This is a genomic window from Methylomonas koyamae (genome assembly GCF_019669905.1).
Taxonomy (GTDB): Bacteria; Pseudomonadota; Gammaproteobacteria; order Methylococcales; family Methylomonadaceae; genus Methylomonas; species Methylomonas koyamae.
The window spans coordinates 964288-981870 of sequence record NZ_AP019777.1 but is presented as its reverse complement, the minus strand read 5'-3'; the positions used below and the strand labels follow the sequence as shown (position 1 = coordinate 981870).

Below are 17583 nucleotides of genomic sequence, written 5' to 3'. Positions count from 1 at the left end.
GGCGACACCCTGCGACTAACCCGGCACAGGCGATTAATCGGCCAGCAGGCCTTGCCGCGGGTCGTGCGCCAGTAATAACAACGTTCAATGCTCGGCTTTGCTCAGTTCGGACTGAAGTTTCTGCTGTTGCTCCGGCGTCAGCAGTTTGAAGATCCGGTTATCCAGCTTGGCCTTTTCCAAGGCCGCTTGTTTATGCATCTCCAACGATTTCTCGATCAGACTCAGGCTTTTCGCTTCGTTATAGTCCGCGGAAAAGCTCAGATTGCGCAGCTCGTCGTGCATCGCCCGGCCCTGGCTTCGCATCGCATCGCGGCCCTCGCCGAACTGACTTTGCCGCAGACTTTTTATCTCCGCCCGTTGCGCATCGCTCAGATTCAACGCCCGCAGAAAATGCGGCAGGTGCTCGCCCGGAGCAAATTCGCCGTGGCGAGCCGGATGCGGGCCACCGTCGCAACCAGGTTCGCCGTGGCGGGGGCCGGCGGCAACCGCCAGCGGTAACAGGCCTGCGATCAATAACAACTTTTTCATAACAACTCCTCGACTCGATCAATTTGGAAAGCGGCATAGCCGAATAGCTATTTGCCGGAATCCAGTATTGCAAACAGGGAGTTAACTGCGGTTAGCGCAAAGTAAAATCAAGTAAAAGCGGTTGGCGCAGTTAAGCCGGCAACCGCTATGATGCCGCATCGAATTTTGGTGGAGGCCAAGCAGATGAGCAAAGTGTTGATTATCGACGACGACGAGGAATTGGCCGGCCTGTTCAGCGATTACCTACAGCAGGAAGGTTTCGAAGTCGACATCGCCATGACCGGCAATTCCGGGCTGCAGCAGGCGCTATCCGGCAAACACCAATTGGTGATCCTCGACATCATGCTGCCCGACATCAAAGGCACCGAAATACTGGCGCGCATCAGGCTGGAAAGTCGTGTGCCGGTACTGATGTTTACTGCCAAAGGCGACGATGTCGACCGCATTATCGGCCTGGAATCCGGTGCCGACGACTACGTTCCGAAACCTTGCACGCCGCGCGAACTGGTCGCCCGGATTCGCGCAATATTGCGCCGCACCCAGGCGGCGGACGAGCTACGCCAACCCGGGCCGATTTTGGCCGGGCCGTTGCAAATCTGGAGCGAAAAACGCAAGGCGACCTGGTTCGACAAAACCCTGGAGTTGACCAGCACCGAATTCAATCTACTGGAAGCGCTGGCCTGCCACGCCGGGCAAGTTGTCAGCAAACAAGCCCTGTCCGAGAAAGCGTTAGGCCGGCCGCTGGCCCGCTTCGACCGCAGCATAGACGTCCACATGAGCAGCATTCGACAAAAATTGGGCAACCAGGCCGACGGCCGCTCTTATATCCAGACCGTGCGCGGCCAAGGTTACCAACTGGTCAAGGATTGAAATGGGCCGCTTGTTCTGGAAGTTTTTTTTCGCGTTCTGGCTGGCCTGGCTGACGGCGGGCATCGGCGTCGGCACGATCTTCTGGCTGCGCGAAACGCAACGGCAAGCGGAATCGGCCAACCAACCCAGCGGCATCAACGTCAGGCATATCGCTTCGATGGTCAGCGTTGCCGCCAATTTGTTGCCGCGCAGCGGCGTCGCCGGCTTGCGCGACTTTATCCACGCCTTGCGCCAGGAGCGGTTTCCGCCGATTTACGCCGTCGACGACCAAGACCGGGAATTACTGGGCCGCGAAGTATCGCCCGAGATTTTGCACCAGGCGCGAACCCTGTACGCGGACGGCCAATATCCGGACGCGATCCGCATGGTCTCGGCCGACGACGGCCGCCGCTATTTGCTGTTCGTACCGTCGCCGGAAAACGGTTTCGCCGACAATTTCAGAATGGCGATGCCGCCGAACCCGCCGGACCTGCTGGGTTTAGCCAGCCCCGGCCAACGCCCGCCGCCCGGCCGCGACAATCGCCGGCCGCCGCGCAATCCGCCCTCGCCTATCGCGCCGCTGATAGCCGGCAGCATCGCCAGTTTGGTGTTTAGCGCCTTGTTAGCCTGGTACTTCGCCAAACCGATCCGCAATCTGCGCAATGCGTTTCAAGCCGTGGCCCAAGGCCGGCTGGATACCCGGATCGGCCTGGGCATGGGCCGCCGACGCGACGAATTGAGCGACTTGGGCCGGGATTTCGACCATATGACCAAGCAAATCGGCAATTTGGTCGGCGCCCAGCAGCATTTGCTGCACGACGTGTCGCACGAATTGCGCTCGCCGCTAGCCCGGATTCAAGCCGCGATCGGCCTGGCCCAGCAACAACCGGAAAAATTGCCGGCAACCTTGGAGCGCATCGAACGCGAGTCGCAGCGCATCAGCGACCTGGTCGGCGAACTGCTGATGCTGTCCCGGCTGGAGGCCGGAGTCGATAAACGAACATTCGAAGCGGTCAATATCGCCGATTTGTTGGCGGATATCGTCGAAGACGTCGGCTTCGAAGCGCAACGGAACGGCATTTCGCTGGAGTATTCAGGCATCGGCGACATCCGCGGTTATTGCCTGCCCGAACTGTTGCACAGAGCGGTCGAAAACGTCCTGCGCAATGCCGTACAACACTGCCGCCGCGACGGCAGCGTGATACTGGCCGCCGATTTCGAGCGCAATAATGCGCGCTTAAGAATCCGCGTGGAGGATATGGGGCCGGGAGTTCCCGATCGGGACCTGGCGGCGATTTTTCAGCCGTTTTTCCGCAGCGGCAAACCGACCAAAGCCCAAAGCACCGGCCTTGGCCTGACCATCGCCCAACGCGCGATCGAAGCGCACGGCGGCCGAATCGGCGCCGAAAACCGCGAGGCCGGCGGATTGCGCGTCACGATCGATATCCCGTTCCCCAGTCGGCAAACCAGTTGAGGATGATATGGACACACACAAATTGAGCTTCCGCCGCTGGCTAGCGGCAGGCGCGCTACTATCGACAGTGGCGTTCGGCGTCAGCGCCGGCCCGCACCACCACGGCCACGGTTTCGGCCGCCACTTTCACCCCGGCTTCGGTTTTTACCTGGGAGTTCCGCTGTTTCCACGACCGTATTATCCGGCTTACCCGTACTACCCCGCTTATCCCTACTACCCGCGGGAAATCATCACGTTGCCGGCGCAACCGCCCGTTTACATCGAACGCGAGCGGCCGGCCGCGCCCAGCGCACCGTTGCCGGAAGGCTATTGGTATTACTGCGACAATCCGGCCGGCTATTACCCTTACGTCAATCAATGCCCCGGCGGCTGGCGCCAAGTCTCGCCGACACCGCCGAATTGAGTGGAGGCGCACTATGCAACGTAACAGAGTTATCGGATTGCTTGGCGCCGCCTTGCTAAGCGGTGGCTGCGCACATATGCCCAACGGCCCCAGCGTAATGGCCTTACCGGGCAGCGGCATGTCGTTCGAACAATTCCGCCAGGACGATTATCTATGCCAGCAGTACGCGGCCGGCCAAGTCGGCGCGACGCCGAACCAAGCCAGCGCGGATAGCCAGATCGGCAGCGCCGCCGTCGGTACGGCGGTCGGTGCCGCCGCCGGCGCAGCGTTGGGAGGAGGTGGCGGTGCGGCGATAGGCGCCGGTACCGGCCTAATGGCGGGAACCATCGCCGGCAGCGGCGAAGCCCGCCGCGCCGGCTACGCTACCCAGCAAAACTACGACAATGCTTACGTGCAGTGTATGTACGGCAAGGGCCACCGGGTGCCGGTATCCGGAGAATTTTCTTACCAATCGCCGGCGCCTAGCAACGCTCCGACGCGGGTTCCGCCGCCACCGCCCGGCTCCCCGCCGCCGCCGCCCAACCGCTAACCGGCAACGGCGAATTGCAGAATTACAACGAGCCTAAATAAGCGGCCAAAGCCTTGATGTCGTCGTCGCTCAACGATTGCGCCATTGCATTCATTTGCGGTGCCTTACGCGCACCTTTTTTGAAATCGGCCAGTTGCTTGGCCAAATATTGCGGCTGCTGGCCGGCGAGTTTGGGTACCATGCCGGTGCCCTGACCATTATTACCGTGGCAGCCCAGACACATACCGGCTTTTTCCTTACCTTGGCCGATCAAAGCGGCGTCGCTACCGCCGCCCGCCGACTTGCCCGGTAAACTGGCATAGTAAGCTGCCAGATTCTGCATGTCGGCCTCCGACAAACCGGCTGCAATCGGTTTCATGACCTCGTTTTCGCGCTGGCCCGACTTGAATTTATTCAACTGGCTTTCCAGGTAAATCGCGCCCTGGCCGGCCAAACTCGGCCACAGCGGGCTGCTACTGACGCCGGCGGAGCCGTGGCAGCCCTGGCAAACCGCAGCTTTGGCTTTACCGGCATTGATATCCGCCGCATTCGCTCCAGCGGCAAACAACCCGAGCATGACGATAATTTTAATTTTATGGTAGTTATTGTTCATCCCGATCACCCTTGGTTGGCTTGTTGTACAATCCGACCAGCGCTTTCGCACCGGCGGGGAAGCCCCATCATAGTCAGGCCGTTTCGAGTAAGCAAACCTTAAATCCCGTGAACCCCATCCCCAAGGAATAGGACATGTCCTGGCTGCTATCGCTTTTCAATCAAGACTCGGTACCACACACCTTGCTGGTCATCAGCCTGGTGATCGCCAGCGGCCTGGTGTTGGGCCGCTTGTCGCTGGCCGGCATTCAGCTCGGCATCGCCGGCGTGTTGTTCTCCGGCCTGATCTTCGGCCATTTCCAGCTCAGCATCAATCCGGAAGTCATGCACTTCCTACGCGAATTCGGCCTGGTGTTGTTCGTTTACGCCATCGGCTTGCAGGTCGGGCCCAGCTTCGTCAGTTCGTTTTTCCGCTACGGGCTGAAGCTGAACGGGTTGGCTGCGGCCATCGTCTTGCTGGGCGCCTTGGCCGCAGTGCTGATCAGCATCGTCGGCGAGATTCCGATGCCGGTCGCAGTGGGCCTGTTCTCCGGCGCGACGACGAATACACCGTCGCTGGCCGCGGCCCAGCAAGTCTTGGGCAGTTTGCCGAATATCGGCCCGGACACGCTAAAAATGCCGGGCTTGGGTTATGCGGTCGCCTATCCGTTCGGCATCGCCGGCATCATCTTGGCGATGCTGCTGAATAAACGCCTGTTCAAGATCGACATCGCCCACGAAGCCAAACTGTTCGACGACAACCAACAACAGCAGGCGCACGTGCCGATCTGGAAGGATTTGAAAGTCGAGAACCCCAATCTGAACGGCCTGATGCTGAGCCAGATTCCGTTTTTCGAAGGTATGAACGTAGTCATGACCCGAATTCTGCACAACGGCCAAGTCGACGTCGCCGGCCGGGACAGCCGGCTGGCGGTCGGCGACACAATCCGGCTGGTCGGAGAGCGCGAACCGCTGGAGCAGTTGAAAATCCTGATCGGCCCGGAATCGGATATCGACCTGAAACAAATCGCCACCAATCTGCACAGCAAACGCTTGGTGGTCACCAATAAAGCGGCGATCAACCAAACCATCGGCAACCTCTGTCTGCTGTACGGCGTGACGATTTCGCGGATTCATCGGCCGGACGTCGAATTTTCGCCGACCAGCCACGTCCATGTGCAATTCGGCGACGAACTGCACGTGGTCGGCAGCCAGGATGCATTGACCAGCATCGAAAAAGCCCTGGGCAATTCCTTGGAAGAACTGGACCATCCGCAAATCATGCCGATCTTTATCGGCATCTCGCTCGGCGTGCTGTTGGGTAGCTTCCCGCTTTACCTGCCCGGCATCCCGTCCGCGGTCAAACTGGGCATGGCCGGCGGCCCGTTGCTGGTTGCGATCATGCTGAGCCGGATCGGCAACTGGGGCGCGATGACCTGGCATCTACCGAAAAGCTCCAACATCATCCTGAAAGATATCGGCATCGTGCTGTTCCTGGCCTGCGTCGGTCTGCATTCCGGCGACCAGTTCGTCGAAACCCTGGTCAAAGGCGACGGCTTTTACTGGATGGCCTGCGCCGCATTGATCACGCTGCTGCCGTTATTAATCGTCGCTGCCGTCGGCCGCATTTTCTACAAGCTGAATTTTCTGTCTTTGTGCGGCCTGCTGGCCGGTAGCATGACCGATCCGCCGGCCCTGGCCTTCGCCAACAATCTGAGTCCGTCGGCTGCCGTTTCGATGGCTTACGCAACGGTGTATCCGCTGGTGATGATTTTGCGCATCATCGCGGCGCAGTTGATTATTTTACTGGTCAACTAAGCCCGATTCGTCGGGTGCATGGTTAGCGACATCGGCGCCGCAATGCTAGCCAACACCGACAATCTGGCGCCGAGCGACGGCGAACTCTACCTGTTGCGCGGCTTTTACCCGAACGCCGCCGCCGATGCCTTGTTTCAAGATTTACGCTGCAACCTGGCATGGCAAACCGAACAAATCCAAATCTTCGGCCGCTCGATAACCGTGCCGCGGCTAATGGCTTGGTACGGCGACCGGGCAGCACATTACCGCTATTCCGGCGTCGACCACAGCCCTTTGCCCTGGACCGCTAGTTTATTGCAGATAAAAGCCGACCTGGATTCGGTTTGCCAACATACCTTCAATAGCGTGCTGGCCAATTTATACCGCGACGGCCGCGATTCGATGGGCTGCCACGCCGACAACGAGCCCGAGCTGGGCAAGAACCCCACGATCGCATCGCTCAGTCTCGGCGACAGTCGCCTATTCCGCCTGCGCCACAACCGTAGCAAACAGACTCTGGATATCGAATTAGCTCACGGCGACCTGTTGGTCATGGCCGGCACATTGCAGCACCATTGGCGCCACGAGTTGCCGAAAACCCGGCAAACCAAACAGCCGCGGATCAATTTGACGTTTCGGCGGATTTTGCCAGCCAATTCAGCCGAGCCAGACGCAACGCATTGATTTTACCGACCAGCAAGCGGCTTAAGCCCGGATCGACGCCATCGCTGCCAAGGCGGGTATCGTCGCCGTCCAGCTTTATCAGATAATCGCCATCCTCGCTGAACACGCTGACCTTATCGCGATTGTCGCCGCGGCGATGGGCGATAAAACGCGGCGGCGCGGCATGCTCGCCCCACAGCACGCCTTGCCAATCGCTGCGGCATTGCCTGCCGTCGACCATGCCTTGCAAGGTATTGAACACGTCGGTCTGTTGAAACTGCCTGTCCTCATCCGCATGCCCGTTGCCGGAGACGACGAGCAACGGCACTTTGGCCGAGGCTTTGTAATGGCCGAAATGCGCGGCCTCTTCTTTTTTTAACGGCGTCATCGAATGGTGGTCGCCGACGATCAGCAGCAGCCCATTGCGAAAAAAGTGCCGATCCTGCAACTGCCGGACAAAACGGCCCAATTGCTTATCGGCGTAGCGGAACGCCGCTTCCTCGGATTTTTGCTTGGTTTCCGGGTCGACGTAAGGATGGTGGGTACTGACGGTCTTGATGAACAGTAACAACGGCTGGTTAGCGGCCTTGGCGATTCGATCCAGCGCCCGCAGGTAAAGCGCCTCGTCCGGCGCGGCGCGAAAATGATAGCGGTCCCAATGCGCATAATCGGGATGGTCGTGGCCCTCGACGTAATCGAAACCGATGCTTTTCGCCCAAGTCCCGGTGTTGCCGAATTCCAGATCGGCACTGGTTAAAAACTCGCTAAGGTAGCCGTGAGACCTCAACCGTTTCGGCAACGCTTGCTCGACGCCATAAAAACCGGCAAACGAAGCGCTGCCGCCGTCGGAATAGCTCGACGGCGAATAGATCGGCGGCAAGCCGGTCAACAGAGCGATTTCGCCGTCTTCGGTGATAAAACCGTTCGCGTAAAAATTGCGAAACGCCAGATGGTTTGCCGCGATCGCGTCCAACTCGGGGGTCCAATCGCGAATGCCGGAAAAGTAGCGACTTTGGTAGGCGGACAGCGATTCCACCATCAGAATGACGATGTTTTTGCGTTGTGCCGGTTCGGCGAGGCAGATTTGCGCTTCTTCGTGGCGAAAATCGCGAATAAAAGCCGGGCTGTAAGCCGACGCTTCCGAGCGTATCGTCAGGTTGTAATCGAAAACGTTTTTATAAATCCAGGCATGGGCGTAGACGTCGTTGTCGGTGAAACCGGAAATCAACGGCAGCCCGGCGATGGCAAACAGCGGCAGTATGCGGCCGCGTTCGGCGGGAAGACGGTACGGAAGCGATACCAGCGCGGCAATCGCCGCCAATACCGGCAGCGCGACCGCCCACAGCGCCCAATCCGGCAATCCGTAGATTTGTTGCAGGTATTTGTGGGAATAACCGGCGTATTTGATCGCATCGCCGAGCGCCAGATGGGTGTCGAAATTAGCGATGACCAAGTAATCGATCCAGTACACCGTAAACAACGCCAGCGCCGACAAACGCAATAGCGCCGATATCGGCCGCCGCATACCGGGCCAGCACGACAGGTACAGCAGCACCAGCAATGCCGCATAAACCACAGCATCGTTGGCCAACACCCGAGCCCATCCCAGCCATGGCGTACCGGTGTACTCGTAGATGAAACGGTCGACGAACAGGCCTTTCAGCAGCAACGGCGCCAATAGGAAGACGAAGACGCCCAAGCGCTTGGCCATGCCGGCTTATACCGAGCGCTTACGTTTTAGCAGATGAAAAATATCGACTTCGATGAAACCGAACGCGACAATCCACAACAAGGCATCGTAGCCGTCGAGCCAGGCGCCGCGCGCCAACCAAACCCCGGCCATCGCCAGTAGGCCGGTAAAAGTGGCAATGGTCGCCAGCCAAAAAAAACGCGGGTGCCGGCGTACGTAGTCCGGCCAGCGGACTTCGGTTTCCAAAATGGCAATCAATCCAAACCAAAGCAGCGAGTTGGCCACATCCAACCATTCGCTGTCGCGCCAGTAACTGGCAAAAACCAAACCGATCACGCCGATCAAACCGCTGCGCAGATGGCGCATCGCCGTTTCGCCTAGCGGCAAACCGACCTTGTTCGCTTCCAATTCGTAAATCACCAGCAACACCACCCATACCAAGGCATCGGAAAAACTGGTCAGCGTGTCGGTAAAACCGTAAATAACGGCATTCAGCGCCAGCAACGCCAGAATCGACAATTTGGATTTAGGATATTGGATCGCGGAAGTATTGAACATGATCGACAGGTCCGGCATGCCGACAAAGGCAACGTGAAAATTGTGGCAAATAAAAAAGGGCTTTAGCGCCGCTAACAGGCTGGTGAAAAACCCACTGATATTTCCCCTTACCCACGGTTTCCGTGATTTTTTCGTGTTGAAATCGGTCATGACATCGAGTTTCAACCGTTTTGCCCCTGTTTCAAGGGCTTTTTATTCGCCTGAAGCCGTCTGTGGACGGTTTTCAGGCGCACTTCGCCCTAGGTGGGCGCACTCCACGCCGGTTTCGGCGTGAACACCAATAGGTTGAGCAAGCGCGTCAGGTTGTAGGCGGCAAAGCAAAACAAGGCCTGACCTGCGACTTTGGCTAAGCCGATGTGGCGGGTTTTACGCAGGCCCCCGACGGTCTTGATCCAGCCGAAGGCTTCTTCGACGATTTTGCGGCGCTTGAGGCTTTGAGCGTACGCTTTGCCGCGCGCGGTGCGGCCATCGACGGCACTGCCGGTCTTTTTGCGAGCAACATGGGCTTTGATGTCTTGCGTCTTGAGTTTGTTGACGAACGCCGGTTGGTCATAGCCTTTGTCGGCACCGACGCTGCCGCCTTTGGGAACACGGCGTTTGATCATTGTTTGCGCGGCTTCGATTTCAGCGGTGCCGGTGGCTTGGGTGGTTTCGACATCGACAATCAGGCCGTTACGATTCTCGGATAGGGCATGGGTGATGTAACGCAGTTTGGCCTCGGTGTATTCGCCTTTCTTGTAAAGCCGCGCTTCGGGGTCTGTCGTGCTCTGATGCGTGGCATTGCTGCGCTTTTCGCCGCTGAAGTCGACCTCGGGATTGCGGCCGGCGGGTTTATCAGGACCGCTGCCGTCTTTCTTCACGAAGCTTTTGTGCGAGGCCCAGGCTTCGATCAGGCTGCCGTCGACACTGAAGTGTTCGTCGGACACCAGGTTTTGCCATTCGGCAATGGCCAAGACCCGCTCAAAAAACTCGCGACTCAGTGCTTCGGACAGCAGGCGCTCGCGGTTGGCGCTGAACACGCTGCGTTCCCAGACAGCATCGTCGATACCCAAACCGACAAACCAGCGAAACAGCAGGTTGTAGTCCAGCTGTTCCATCAACTGGCGTTCGCTACGAACGGTGTACAGCACTTGCAATAGCAAGGCGCGCAGCAGTTTTTCGGGCGCAATCGACGGGCGGCCAGTATGGGAGTAGCATTCGGCAAAGACCGCATCCATAGAGGCCAATACGCCATCGACGAGTAGCCGTAAACGACGCAACGGATGCTGTTTGGGAATACGGTCTTCCAGGCTAACGTAGCTGAACCAGCTATTTTGAATGGCATCGTGTCCGCGCATGGGGGGCTTCTCCAATTTAGATGCGCTATTTTACTTGTTTGCTGAGGCTATGCGCCTTGATGACTGCAGCTTTGGGAGTTTTTCACCAGCCTGCTAAAGCCCTGTATTGGCCTATCCGTTTATTTGATGAAGCAGGCTTTCTCGGCTTCTGCTTCGGCTTCTTTCAAGCGGCTGCGTAACTCCTTGGATTGTTTGGGATCGCGGAACGCGGCGCCGTTCTCTCCGGCGGTTTTTTGCATCTGGCTGAAGGTTCTGGCCGCTTCGTATTCGGCAAAACTCAATTTCTCGGCAATCTTGTCGATCTTGCAGCCGCAGGCGTATTGGCTGATGTAGGTCAAGCCGCCGTGTTTGGCGACGCATTCCAAAACGTAATCGACGCGGTCGCGGGTCGGGTAGTCGTTGATCATTGGCGCGGGTGCGGCAGCGGCTTCGGCATCCGGTTTGGCGCTGTCTTCGGTGACGGCGCAACCGCCGAGTAAAACCAAAGCGCTGAGCATCGGGATCAAAAAGTTTTTCATGGTGCTGGCTGTTTCGTTGTAGTTAAAGAGTTATTGTTCGGCGGCGAAATCGACAATCTGTTTCAGTTGCGGGTTCATTTCGGCTGCAAATTGGTTCAGCGCCGGATTGTCGGTATCTTCCGGCAACAAATGGGTACGCACGATGGTTTTACCCTGGAATTGGTAGGTCACGACGTTGCAGGGCATATAAGCGATCGCATGCGGCGTGATTTCCAGTACCGTTTTCGCCAAGGTCAGATTGCAAAACTGTACGGTGTCGTACTCGGGAAAATTCTCGGCGCCACGCTCGCGTATGACTTTGCCGACCCGGCTATGGCCGGTGATACGGAAATTGTGCTCGGCAATGGCAACCTGCAATTCGGCCAACACTTCGTCGTAAGGCTTGCCGGTCTCGACCTGATAATACGTTACCGTCTCGCTGTGCAGCGCGGGATTGGCGCAACTTGCAATCAGCGGCAAGCTTGCGAAAATGACGGCTCTGTTAAACATCGGCAAAGCTTAACATCATGAGCGGGCAAAACAAAGTTAGCGGCGTCGTGCTGGCCGGCGGTTTGGCGCGGCGGATGCAGCACCGAGACAAAGGCCTGATCCTGTTCGGAGACCGGCCGCTGGTCAGCTATGCGTTGGCGGCGTTGGCGCCGCTGGCCCAAACGTTGTTGATCAGCGCCAACCGTAACCAAGAGCAATACCGTGGCTTCGGCTACCGGGTGATCAGCGACGCCAATCCCACCTTCGACGGCCCTTTGGCCGGCATCCTGGCCGCATTGCAAACCGCACCGGCGCAAATTTTATTGACTGCGCCTTGCGATTCGCCTTTTGTCCGCACCGAACATTTTCAAAAGCTGTTGGACGCCTTACACGGTAGTACTGCCGACATTGCGGTGGCATTCGACGGCGAGCGTTTACATCCGGTTTTCGCAGCGATCCGCACCCATTTGCAAGCCGATTTACAAGATTACTTGCTACGCGGAGAACGTAAATTGCAGGTTTGGTTTCGGCGCCACGCTATGGTCGAAGTCGATTTCGGCACGGCGCCCGAGGTTTTTGCCAATATCAACTCGCCCGCCGAATTGGAGGCGCTGCAATTGCGCGGTGGACTAGGCCGCGTCGCATCCCCGGACTCTGAGCCGTCCTGATTACCCCTACAGCCGGTGCAGTATGCCTTTTCCGGCAGCTTGTGCTAACGTTGGCGTTTTGAACGCCACGGTCCGGAATTGAAATGAAACAAAAACTGATACATTCGCTGATGCTGGCCTTGTCCCTGCCGGCCTGCATAGCGCAATTCCAGCCTGCTTTTGCGGCGAATACGGCCGCCGAACAGGATAAATTACGCATCCACACCGGAATTCCGCGCCGCGCCAGCGATTCGCTGTTTTCGTATACCGTGGAATGGCGTATCGACGACGGCGAGTTATACCGCTCCACCGGCTTGAGTTTCTTGAACGCCTCCAAATTGGACCACGACAAACCGGAGGCTTACATCGCCAAAAAGCTTTGGACCGCAATGAAGGACGGCATGATCCAACTCGATCCGAATTGGCGCGGCGTCACCGTTATCCAACCCAAGGACCAGCCGGAATTGGTTATCGCCAACAAAGCCGGCTACTCGCTCACCAACATCACGATTCGCGATTACTCCAATCAGGCTTTGCAGTACGAGCTGGCCGACAAAACCTTTAGCGCCGAAGGCGTACAGCTAGCGCTGGATTTGGTCTATACCGCCGACGTGGAGTATTTGGACAACTTTACGTCGAAAAAAGCGCAATCGGCATCCCAAGGCGAAATTGCGATCGCGATAGACGGCCAAACGCCGATCAAGATAAAAACCGACGGCAAAACGACCCAGGAACTGGAGCAAGAACTTGCCGGAAAAATCAGTCTCGCCCAATTGGCGCAAACGCCACTTTACCCGGGCATGGTCAGTACCGATACCCGCAACAACAAGCCGTTCGACGGCAGCGAGATCCAGCTACTCAACTTGCCGGCAAAATCGATCGCTATCGATATCAGCGACCCGGCTTTAGGCGTGCTGACCAAATTCAAATTCAAGGACGAAAACCGTTCATTGCAAGTGGCGGATCCTAGATTCATGCTGGCACTACTGGCACTCGCCACCGGACTGGCGCTGTTTTATTTTTGGCGCAACAGCAAAACAAAACTGTCCCGATAAACAACGAGAGCGGCGCTTTGGCCGCGAATTGCCGGCGTTTGCGGCCAAAGCGTCATGCCAAGCTAGGCCGACGGTTTATCGGTTTTTTTCCAGAACCAGACGCCCAGCCCGACCACGCCGGCGACCAGTAGCAACATCAAAATCGGATGTTGGTAGAACGTGTCGAAAAAAGCCCCTGTGGTTTGCGATGTCGCTCGGTAATACGGCCCCATACTATTCCCTCCAAGCCGGCAAGCGGCCAAACGATTGATTCGATTTAATTAGCAGCAAGGCTGCGCCATGCTTGGAGCAGAAGTTACCTTGCAATCGGCCGTTGTCCAGCCCTTAGCTGAAAGAGCCTGGTAACCGGCCGACAGTGCTTGGAAGCCAATGGCGTAGCGGAAATGGCTCGGGCAATAAAAAACCAGACCCAGCGCTTGCCGGGTCTGGTTTTTGGCCGTACCGAATCAGCGGGTTGATCTGCGCGGAATGCCCAGCCCGCCCAACAGCACGGACCCCATCAGCCAGAAGGCCGGAGGCAGCGGCACCGGAAAGCTGGTTGCCAACACCCGGAATTGTCCGTCCCAAGCCGCCGGACCGGAGAAATTCAGGCGGAAACTATTGACGTTGGAAAACGCCGCCGGGTTACTGAATTCGTCGAACCCCAACCAAAAGCTTCCCGGACCGCTGAAACTTTGTACGCCGCTAGTCGAACTGCCGTTGGCGATCATTTCGACTTGAACGCCCAAGTCGATACTTAAAATCTCCAACAGAATCGCATTGCCGTGGGCGGTAAAATTGATCGGATCGAAATTCCAAACGATAGACGCGGTACCGGCCGAGGTTCCGCCATTGGTAATTTTCAAAACATTGCCGCCGGAAGCGATTTCTTCTTTATTGGCGTAAGTCGTGCCGCTGGCAACGGCCGAAAAGGTACGCGAGGCATTGGTCAAATCAGTACCGGTCAAATGATTGACGGTAGTCGGGCTACCCACGGTATTTCCCCGATCGATAGCCGTTTGGACGTGGGTAAAATTGTCGATCGTTAACACGCTGGCGCCCGCGGAAGGCGAGATAGACAGCGAGCAAAGCAGCGCTAAGGCTGGCAGACTGGATTTCAAGATTTTCATAAACATGGTCGATTGTCCTGACATTACACTGAGAGTGGATTGCTAATTCACGCCTTGGCCGACAACGGTTTTTTCGGCGAGCCGAAGCCGCTAGCCAACAAACCAATCGCTAACAGTGCTATGACCGACGGTTCGGGCACGCTATTGCCATTGGTAGCCAACAATCTGAACTGTGCGTCCCAGGCGTCAGTGCCCTGGAATTTGAGTTCCAGGCTAGTCAAATGGCCGAACACGCTGGCATCGGAAAACTGGGTAAAGGCGATGATGTGCTGGCCGAGTCCCAAGTCGGTAAATCCGAATATCGAACTGCCGTTGGCAATCAACTGCACTTGGTGGCTCAAATCCATAAATTCGGTGGCAAGCACAAATGCGCCGGCCAGCGATGCCAAATCGATCGTATCGAAACTGTATAACACGCTGGCGAAACCGCCGTTTGAACCGTTACTGACCGTCAACAGACCTTGTTCGACCACCACTTCTGAGGTATCGCCGTTAGCGAACGGGGTAGCGGTCAAGGTGCGGGTAATGCCGCTTAAATCCGAGCCGGAAATCGGCAACGGACCGTCGCTACCGTTACCGATGGCTTGAAAATCGGAAAAATCGTCGATCAAGGTTGCGGAAACGGCGTTTCCCGCAAACAAAGCCAACGTCAGGGCCAATAAAACCAGGCGTAATCCAGGCAAACACTTGTTCACTTTATTCATCCTTTGCAGCAGTAATAAAACATTGAGTGGAACGGAACGAATTCCTTAACCTGGAATAAAGCACGCCTTGTGCCACTACCATTAAAATGTTTCGAATCAATTATTTGATCTTCTTCACAATGATTTTTCAGCAATTGCGCGAGTGACAGTTCTGGCAGCCGAAATGACAAGCGTGGCAGCGCTGGCAGCATTGCCAATCCGGCCACCAGCCAATAGACTCGCACCTCAGCCAAGCAAATAGCCCCGACCTCCGCCATGAGCCAATTATTCACTCCGTTTTCTTTAGGCCCGTTGACCCTGCCGAACCGGATCGTCATCGCGCCGATGTGCCAATATTCGGCCGTCGACGGCATTGCCTCCGATTGGCACTTAATGCACCTCGGCAATCTGGCAATGTCCGGCGCCGGCCTGTTGATCATCGAAGCCACCGCGGTCGAGCCGCGCGGCCGCATCTCGCCGGCCGACCTCGGTCTCTGGTCCGACGCCGGCGCGGCGGCTTTGGGCAAAATTCTGGATTCGATTCGGCGCTATTCGCCGATGCCGATTGCGCTGCAACTCGCCCATGCCGGACGCAAGGCCTCTACCGCTACACCGTGGGACGGCGGACAGCTACTGGACGCGACCGGCGGCGGTTGGCCGACCGTTGCCCCATCGCCGCTGCCGTTCATGCCGGACGACCCGCCGCCGCTCGAACTGAGCCCTGCCGATATGACACACATAGAACGGTGTTTCGTATCGGCGGCACAACGGGCGCAGCAGATCGGCGTCGACGCAATCGAGATCCACGCTGCACACGGCTATCTGTTACACCAGTTTTTGTCGCCGCTGGCCAATGTGCGGAACGACGAATTTGGCGGTTCGCTGGAAAACCGGATGCGGTTTCCGTTGGCGGTGTTCGCGGCGATGCGTGCCGCGGTTTCCGAGCGGATACCGATCGGAGTCAGGATTTCTGCGACCGATTGGGTGGCCGGCGGCTGGGATGTCGAGCAAAGCAATGTGTTTGCCAACGAATTGAAAGCTCGCGGCTGCGCCTACATTCACGTATCCAGCGGCGGCCTGTCACCGCAACAGAAAATTCCGCTGGGCCCCAACTACCAAGTGCCGCTGGCGGCAGCGATTCGCGCCGGCTGCGGACTGGCGACGGTTGCAGTGGGATTGATTACCGAAGCGGAGGCGGCCGAAGCCATCGTCGCCGAGGGTCGGGCCGACCTGGTCGCCATCGCCCGCGGCATTCTTTACGATCCGCGCTGGCCCTGGCACGCCGCCGCCAAACTTGGCGCTCGAGTCGAAGCTCCCCGCCAATATTGGCGTTGCCAACCGAGAGAATTGAAGGAACTGTTCGGCGACATCCGCTTCCGTCAACGCTAACACATAGATCAAGCAGCGGCCACTCGGCCGCCCGCCAAAACTACGAAATATCGTGCGCATGGCGATATTTCGTCCCGCTCGGCCCGCTGCCGTCGCCGCAGCAGCGCCGCTCCCGCCAGGCCGTACAATAAAAACAATTTTATTTCAATGAATTGCGGCATCCGGATTCGATTAAATCCGCAATGGCACGGCTCTTGATGGATTCGGTAAAAAAGGCGCCGGAAAACGGCAAATACCAACCCTTTACCGACAGAGCTGACCATGAAAAACGAACCGACTCTTTTTTTGAACCCCATCCCGGCCCTTTCCGGCCCGGATGCCAGCGTTACCTCACATTGGCTCGAGCCGGGTTCCTGTTGCGCGGCGCCCGGCAAATGCGAACAGTTACACCAAAACTTTGCGGAGATTGCCGAATTGCAAAAGGCGTTGGCGCTGAGCCAACAGCAATTGGCCGTCGCCAGGCGGCAAGTCGAATCGCTACACGCCGACCGAGCCGAGTTAAACCAACAATTGCGCGAAGTGGGCGAAAATTATCGCCAGGCCTTGCATGCGGCCCATCACGATGCGTTGACCGGACTGGCAAACCGCACGCTGCTGCAGGATAGGCTGCGCCAGGCCATGGCGCTGGCAAACCGGCAGCAATCGCATCTGGCATTGTTGTTCATCGATCTCGACGACTTCAAAGCCGTCAACGACACGCTGGGCCATGCGGCCGGCGACCGCCTGTTAAGCGATGTCGCCAACCGGCTGCAAGCCTGCATTCGCAATTGCGATACCGCTTGCCGTTACGGCGGAGATGAGTTTTTGGTACTGCTGACCGACATCGAAAACTCGAACCAGCTAAGCGCGGTAATCGATAAAGTTTACGAAACTCTGATCGCTCCCTACGCCTCGGCCATCGGCTACCTGACGCTGGACGTCAGCATCGGCACCGCGATTTACCGCCGCGGCAAACAATCCTGGGACGATTTAATCAGGCAGGCCGACCAAGCTATGTACCGCACCAAGGCTGCCAAAGCTTGAGTCCGGTCGGGCCGAGAGGGCGAGCTAATCCAGCCGGCGCAACGCGACGAATTTGTTTCCCGGCCCCAATTCCATTTCGAAGTAACCCTGAATGCCATTCTTGGTCAAGTAGCGCTGAATGTTGCCGGCCGGAAACTGTATGCGACGGCCGTCGTCGGCGACGGCGCTGACCGTTTTGGCGTGGCCTTGGTAGACGGCCAGAAATTGGCCGTAACTGAGATCGAGTCGGAAACGGATAAATTGGTTGGCCATAAAAAAGCCGAGCCGGGATGCCCCGGCTCGGCTGTTCCGTC

General features: G+C 57.5%; 21 protein-coding genes. 10 read left to right on the top strand and 11 right to left on the bottom strand.

Features of this window, described 5'->3' with window-relative positions; genetic code table 11:
• Positions 1–84: 84 nt before the first annotated feature.
• Positions 85–528, bottom strand: coding sequence for a Spy/CpxP family protein refolding chaperone (locus MKFW12EY_RS04800; RefSeq protein WP_054763110.1), 444 nt, complete (start codon positions 526–528; stop codon positions 85–87).
• 147 nt (positions 529–675) lie between these two features.
• Between MKFW12EY_RS04800 and MKFW12EY_RS04795 the strand changes: the two genes are divergently transcribed.
• From MKFW12EY_RS04795 to MKFW12EY_RS04780, 4 genes are read left to right on the top strand one after another with little or no spacing between them, the layout of a single operon-like run.
• The gene (locus tag MKFW12EY_RS04795; protein ID WP_280637648.1) at positions 676–1398 is read left to right on the top strand and encodes a response regulator transcription factor; all 723 of its coding nucleotides are present in this window, start codon (positions 676–678) and stop codon (positions 1396–1398) included.
• 1 nt (position 1399) lies between these two features.
• Positions 1400–2851 (top strand): ATP-binding protein, encoded by a 1452-nt coding sequence (locus MKFW12EY_RS04790; RefSeq protein ID WP_221054092.1) that lies wholly within the window; start codon positions 1400–1402, stop codon positions 2849–2851.
• 7 nt (positions 2852–2858) lie between these two features.
• Positions 2859–3254 carry a hypothetical protein gene (locus MKFW12EY_RS04785; protein WP_054763820.1) on the top strand — a complete coding sequence of 132 codons (396 nt, stop codon included), beginning with the start codon at positions 2859–2861 and terminating at the stop codon, positions 3252–3254.
• A 13-nt stretch (positions 3255–3267) separates the two neighbouring features.
• Positions 3268–3783 (top strand): hypothetical protein, encoded by a 516-nt coding sequence (locus MKFW12EY_RS04780; protein WP_221054091.1) that lies wholly within the window; start codon positions 3268–3270, stop codon positions 3781–3783.
• Between the two features lie 22 nt (positions 3784–3805).
• Here the strand turns inward: MKFW12EY_RS04780 and MKFW12EY_RS04775 are convergent, their stop codons facing one another.
• A complete protein-coding gene (locus MKFW12EY_RS04775; RefSeq protein WP_054763557.1) occupies positions 3806–4375 on the bottom strand; it encodes a c-type cytochrome in 570 nt (189 codons plus the stop codon).
• A 134-nt stretch (positions 4376–4509) separates the two neighbouring features.
• Here MKFW12EY_RS04775 and MKFW12EY_RS04770 point away from each other — a divergent pair, with 134 nt between their 5' ends.
• Together MKFW12EY_RS04770 and MKFW12EY_RS04765 are read left to right on the top strand one after the other, a co-directional pair.
• Positions 4510–6171 carry a putative transporter gene (locus MKFW12EY_RS04770; protein ID WP_054763558.1) on the top strand — a complete coding sequence of 554 codons (1662 nt, stop codon included), beginning with the start codon at positions 4510–4512 and terminating at the stop codon, positions 6169–6171.
• An 18-nt stretch (positions 6172–6189) separates the two neighbouring features.
• On the top strand, positions 6190–6834 hold the full coding sequence (locus MKFW12EY_RS04765; RefSeq protein ID WP_245006434.1) for an alpha-ketoglutarate-dependent dioxygenase AlkB family protein: 645 nt from the start codon (positions 6190–6192) through the stop codon (positions 6832–6834).
• On the opposite strand, the gene MKFW12EY_RS04760 is transcribed toward MKFW12EY_RS04765, so the two are convergent.
• The 5 genes from MKFW12EY_RS04760 to MKFW12EY_RS04740 all read right to left on the bottom strand — a co-directional run bounded on the left by MKFW12EY_RS04760 (position 6773) and on the right by MKFW12EY_RS04740 (position 11405).
• Positions 6773–8524, bottom strand: a complete 1752-nt coding sequence (locus tag MKFW12EY_RS04760) for an LTA synthase family protein (protein WP_221054090.1) — start codon at positions 8522–8524, stop codon at positions 6773–6775. The two genes, MKFW12EY_RS04765 and MKFW12EY_RS04760, sit on opposite strands and share 62 nt — an antisense overlap.
• Before the next feature lie 6 nt (positions 8525–8530).
• Positions 8531–9061: a hypothetical protein gene (locus MKFW12EY_RS04755; protein ID WP_054763561.1), complete on the bottom strand. Its 531-nt coding sequence runs from the start codon at positions 9059–9061 to the stop codon at positions 8531–8533.
• A gap of 239 nt (positions 9062–9300) precedes the next feature.
• Complete coding sequence (locus MKFW12EY_RS04750) at positions 9301–10398, bottom strand: IS5 family transposase (RefSeq protein ID WP_221053058.1); 1098 nt, start codon at positions 10396–10398, stop codon at positions 9301–9303.
• A gap of 119 nt (positions 10399–10517) precedes the next feature.
• Positions 10518–10916 (bottom strand): hypothetical protein, encoded by a 399-nt coding sequence (locus tag MKFW12EY_RS04745; protein WP_054763620.1) that lies wholly within the window; start codon positions 10914–10916, stop codon positions 10518–10520.
• A gap of 30 nt (positions 10917–10946) precedes the next feature.
• Positions 10947–11405, bottom strand: a complete 459-nt coding sequence (locus tag MKFW12EY_RS04740; protein WP_064039050.1) for a DUF302 domain-containing protein — start codon at positions 11403–11405, stop codon at positions 10947–10949.
• A 17-nt stretch (positions 11406–11422) separates the two neighbouring features.
• Here MKFW12EY_RS04740 and mobA point away from each other — a divergent pair, with 17 nt between their 5' ends.
• Entirely contained in the window at positions 11423–12052 is a 630-nt protein-coding gene (gene mobA, locus MKFW12EY_RS04735) for a molybdenum cofactor guanylyltransferase MobA (RefSeq protein ID WP_054763621.1), read from the top strand.
• A gap of 83 nt (positions 12053–12135) precedes the next feature.
• Positions 12136–13086 (top strand): hypothetical protein, encoded by a 951-nt coding sequence (locus MKFW12EY_RS04730; RefSeq protein ID WP_231914850.1) that lies wholly within the window; start codon positions 12136–12138, stop codon positions 13084–13086.
• 62 nt (positions 13087–13148) lie between these two features.
• On the opposite strand, the gene MKFW12EY_RS04725 is transcribed toward MKFW12EY_RS04730, so the two are convergent.
• The 3 genes from MKFW12EY_RS04725 to MKFW12EY_RS04715 all read right to left on the bottom strand — a co-directional run bounded on the left by MKFW12EY_RS04725 (position 13149) and on the right by MKFW12EY_RS04715 (position 14899).
• The gene (locus tag MKFW12EY_RS04725; protein ID WP_172680396.1) at positions 13149–13298 is read right to left on the bottom strand and encodes a hypothetical protein; all 150 of its coding nucleotides are present in this window, start codon (positions 13296–13298) and stop codon (positions 13149–13151) included.
• Positions 13299–13532: 234 nt separating this feature from the next.
• Complete coding sequence (locus MKFW12EY_RS04720) at positions 13533–14201, bottom strand: hypothetical protein (protein WP_054763622.1); 669 nt, start codon at positions 14199–14201, stop codon at positions 13533–13535.
• A 41-nt stretch (positions 14202–14242) separates the two neighbouring features.
• The gene (locus MKFW12EY_RS04715) at positions 14243–14899 is read right to left on the bottom strand and encodes a PEP-CTERM sorting domain-containing protein (RefSeq protein WP_054763623.1); all 657 of its coding nucleotides are present in this window, start codon (positions 14897–14899) and stop codon (positions 14243–14245) included.
• 255 nt (positions 14900–15154) lie between these two features.
• Between MKFW12EY_RS04715 and MKFW12EY_RS04710 the strand changes: the two genes are divergently transcribed.
• Together MKFW12EY_RS04710 and MKFW12EY_RS04705 are read left to right on the top strand one after the other, a co-directional pair.
• A complete protein-coding gene (locus MKFW12EY_RS04710) occupies positions 15155–16267 on the top strand; it encodes an NADH:flavin oxidoreductase/NADH oxidase (RefSeq protein ID WP_221054089.1) in 1113 nt (370 codons plus the stop codon).
• A 261-nt stretch (positions 16268–16528) separates the two neighbouring features.
• On the top strand, positions 16529–17290 hold the full coding sequence (locus tag MKFW12EY_RS04705) for a GGDEF domain-containing protein (RefSeq protein WP_054763613.1): 762 nt from the start codon (positions 16529–16531) through the stop codon (positions 17288–17290).
• A gap of 24 nt (positions 17291–17314) precedes the next feature.
• Here the strand turns inward: MKFW12EY_RS04705 and MKFW12EY_RS04700 are convergent, their stop codons facing one another.
• Entirely contained in the window at positions 17315–17542 is a 228-nt protein-coding gene (locus MKFW12EY_RS04700; protein ID WP_054763612.1) for a DUF2835 domain-containing protein, read from the bottom strand.
• Positions 17543–17583 lie beyond the last annotated feature (41 nt).

What these genes read in the sequence shown, in the direction of transcription:
- MKFW12EY_RS04800 (WP_054763110.1), bottom strand. Translation starts at nt 528, where the DNA reads ATGAAAAAGTTGTTATTGATCGCAGGCCTGTTACCGCTGGCGGTTGCC.
- MKFW12EY_RS04795 (WP_280637648.1), top strand. Translation starts at nt 676, where the DNA reads ATGATGCCGCATCGAATTTTGGTGGAGGCCAAGCAGATGAGCAAAGTG.
- MKFW12EY_RS04790 (WP_221054092.1), top strand. Translation starts at nt 1,400, where the DNA reads ATGGGCCGCTTGTTCTGGAAGTTTTTTTTCGCGTTCTGGCTGGCCTGG.
- MKFW12EY_RS04785 (WP_054763820.1), top strand. Translation starts at nt 2,859, where the DNA reads ATGGACACACACAAATTGAGCTTCCGCCGCTGGCTAGCGGCAGGCGCG.
- MKFW12EY_RS04780 (WP_221054091.1), top strand. Translation starts at nt 3,268, where the DNA reads ATGCAACGTAACAGAGTTATCGGATTGCTTGGCGCCGCCTTGCTAAGC.
- MKFW12EY_RS04775 (WP_054763557.1), bottom strand. Translation starts at nt 4,375, where the DNA reads ATGAACAATAACTACCATAAAATTAAAATTATCGTCATGCTCGGGTTG.
- MKFW12EY_RS04770 (WP_054763558.1), top strand. Translation starts at nt 4,510, where the DNA reads ATGTCCTGGCTGCTATCGCTTTTCAATCAAGACTCGGTACCACACACC.
- MKFW12EY_RS04765 (WP_245006434.1), top strand. Translation starts at nt 6,190, where the DNA reads ATGGTTAGCGACATCGGCGCCGCAATGCTAGCCAACACCGACAATCTG.
- MKFW12EY_RS04760 (WP_221054090.1), bottom strand. Translation starts at nt 8,524, where the DNA reads ATGGCCAAGCGCTTGGGCGTCTTCGTCTTCCTATTGGCGCCGTTGCTG.
- MKFW12EY_RS04755 (WP_054763561.1), bottom strand. Translation starts at nt 9,061, where the DNA reads ATGTTCAATACTTCCGCGATCCAATATCCTAAATCCAAATTGTCGATT.
- MKFW12EY_RS04750 (WP_221053058.1), bottom strand. Translation starts at nt 10,398, where the DNA reads ATGCGCGGACACGATGCCATTCAAAATAGCTGGTTCAGCTACGTTAGC.
- MKFW12EY_RS04745 (WP_054763620.1), bottom strand. Translation starts at nt 10,916, where the DNA reads ATGAAAAACTTTTTGATCCCGATGCTCAGCGCTTTGGTTTTACTCGGC.
- MKFW12EY_RS04740 (WP_064039050.1), bottom strand. Translation starts at nt 11,405, where the DNA reads ATGTTTAACAGAGCCGTCATTTTCGCAAGCTTGCCGCTGATTGCAAGT.
- mobA (WP_054763621.1), top strand. Translation starts at nt 11,423, where the DNA reads ATGAGCGGGCAAAACAAAGTTAGCGGCGTCGTGCTGGCCGGCGGTTTG.
- MKFW12EY_RS04730 (WP_231914850.1), top strand. Translation starts at nt 12,136, where the DNA reads ATGAAACAAAAACTGATACATTCGCTGATGCTGGCCTTGTCCCTGCCG.
- MKFW12EY_RS04725 (WP_172680396.1), bottom strand. Translation starts at nt 13,298, where the DNA reads ATGGGGCCGTATTACCGAGCGACATCGCAAACCACAGGGGCTTTTTTC.
- MKFW12EY_RS04720 (WP_054763622.1), bottom strand. Translation starts at nt 14,201, where the DNA reads ATGTTTATGAAAATCTTGAAATCCAGTCTGCCAGCCTTAGCGCTGCTT.
- MKFW12EY_RS04715 (WP_054763623.1), bottom strand. Translation starts at nt 14,899, where the DNA reads ATGAATAAAGTGAACAAGTGTTTGCCTGGATTACGCCTGGTTTTATTG.
- MKFW12EY_RS04710 (WP_221054089.1), top strand. Translation starts at nt 15,155, where the DNA reads ATGAGCCAATTATTCACTCCGTTTTCTTTAGGCCCGTTGACCCTGCCG.
- MKFW12EY_RS04705 (WP_054763613.1), top strand. Translation starts at nt 16,529, where the DNA reads ATGAAAAACGAACCGACTCTTTTTTTGAACCCCATCCCGGCCCTTTCC.
- MKFW12EY_RS04700 (WP_054763612.1), bottom strand. Translation starts at nt 17,542, where the DNA reads ATGGCCAACCAATTTATCCGTTTCCGACTCGATCTCAGTTACGGCCAA.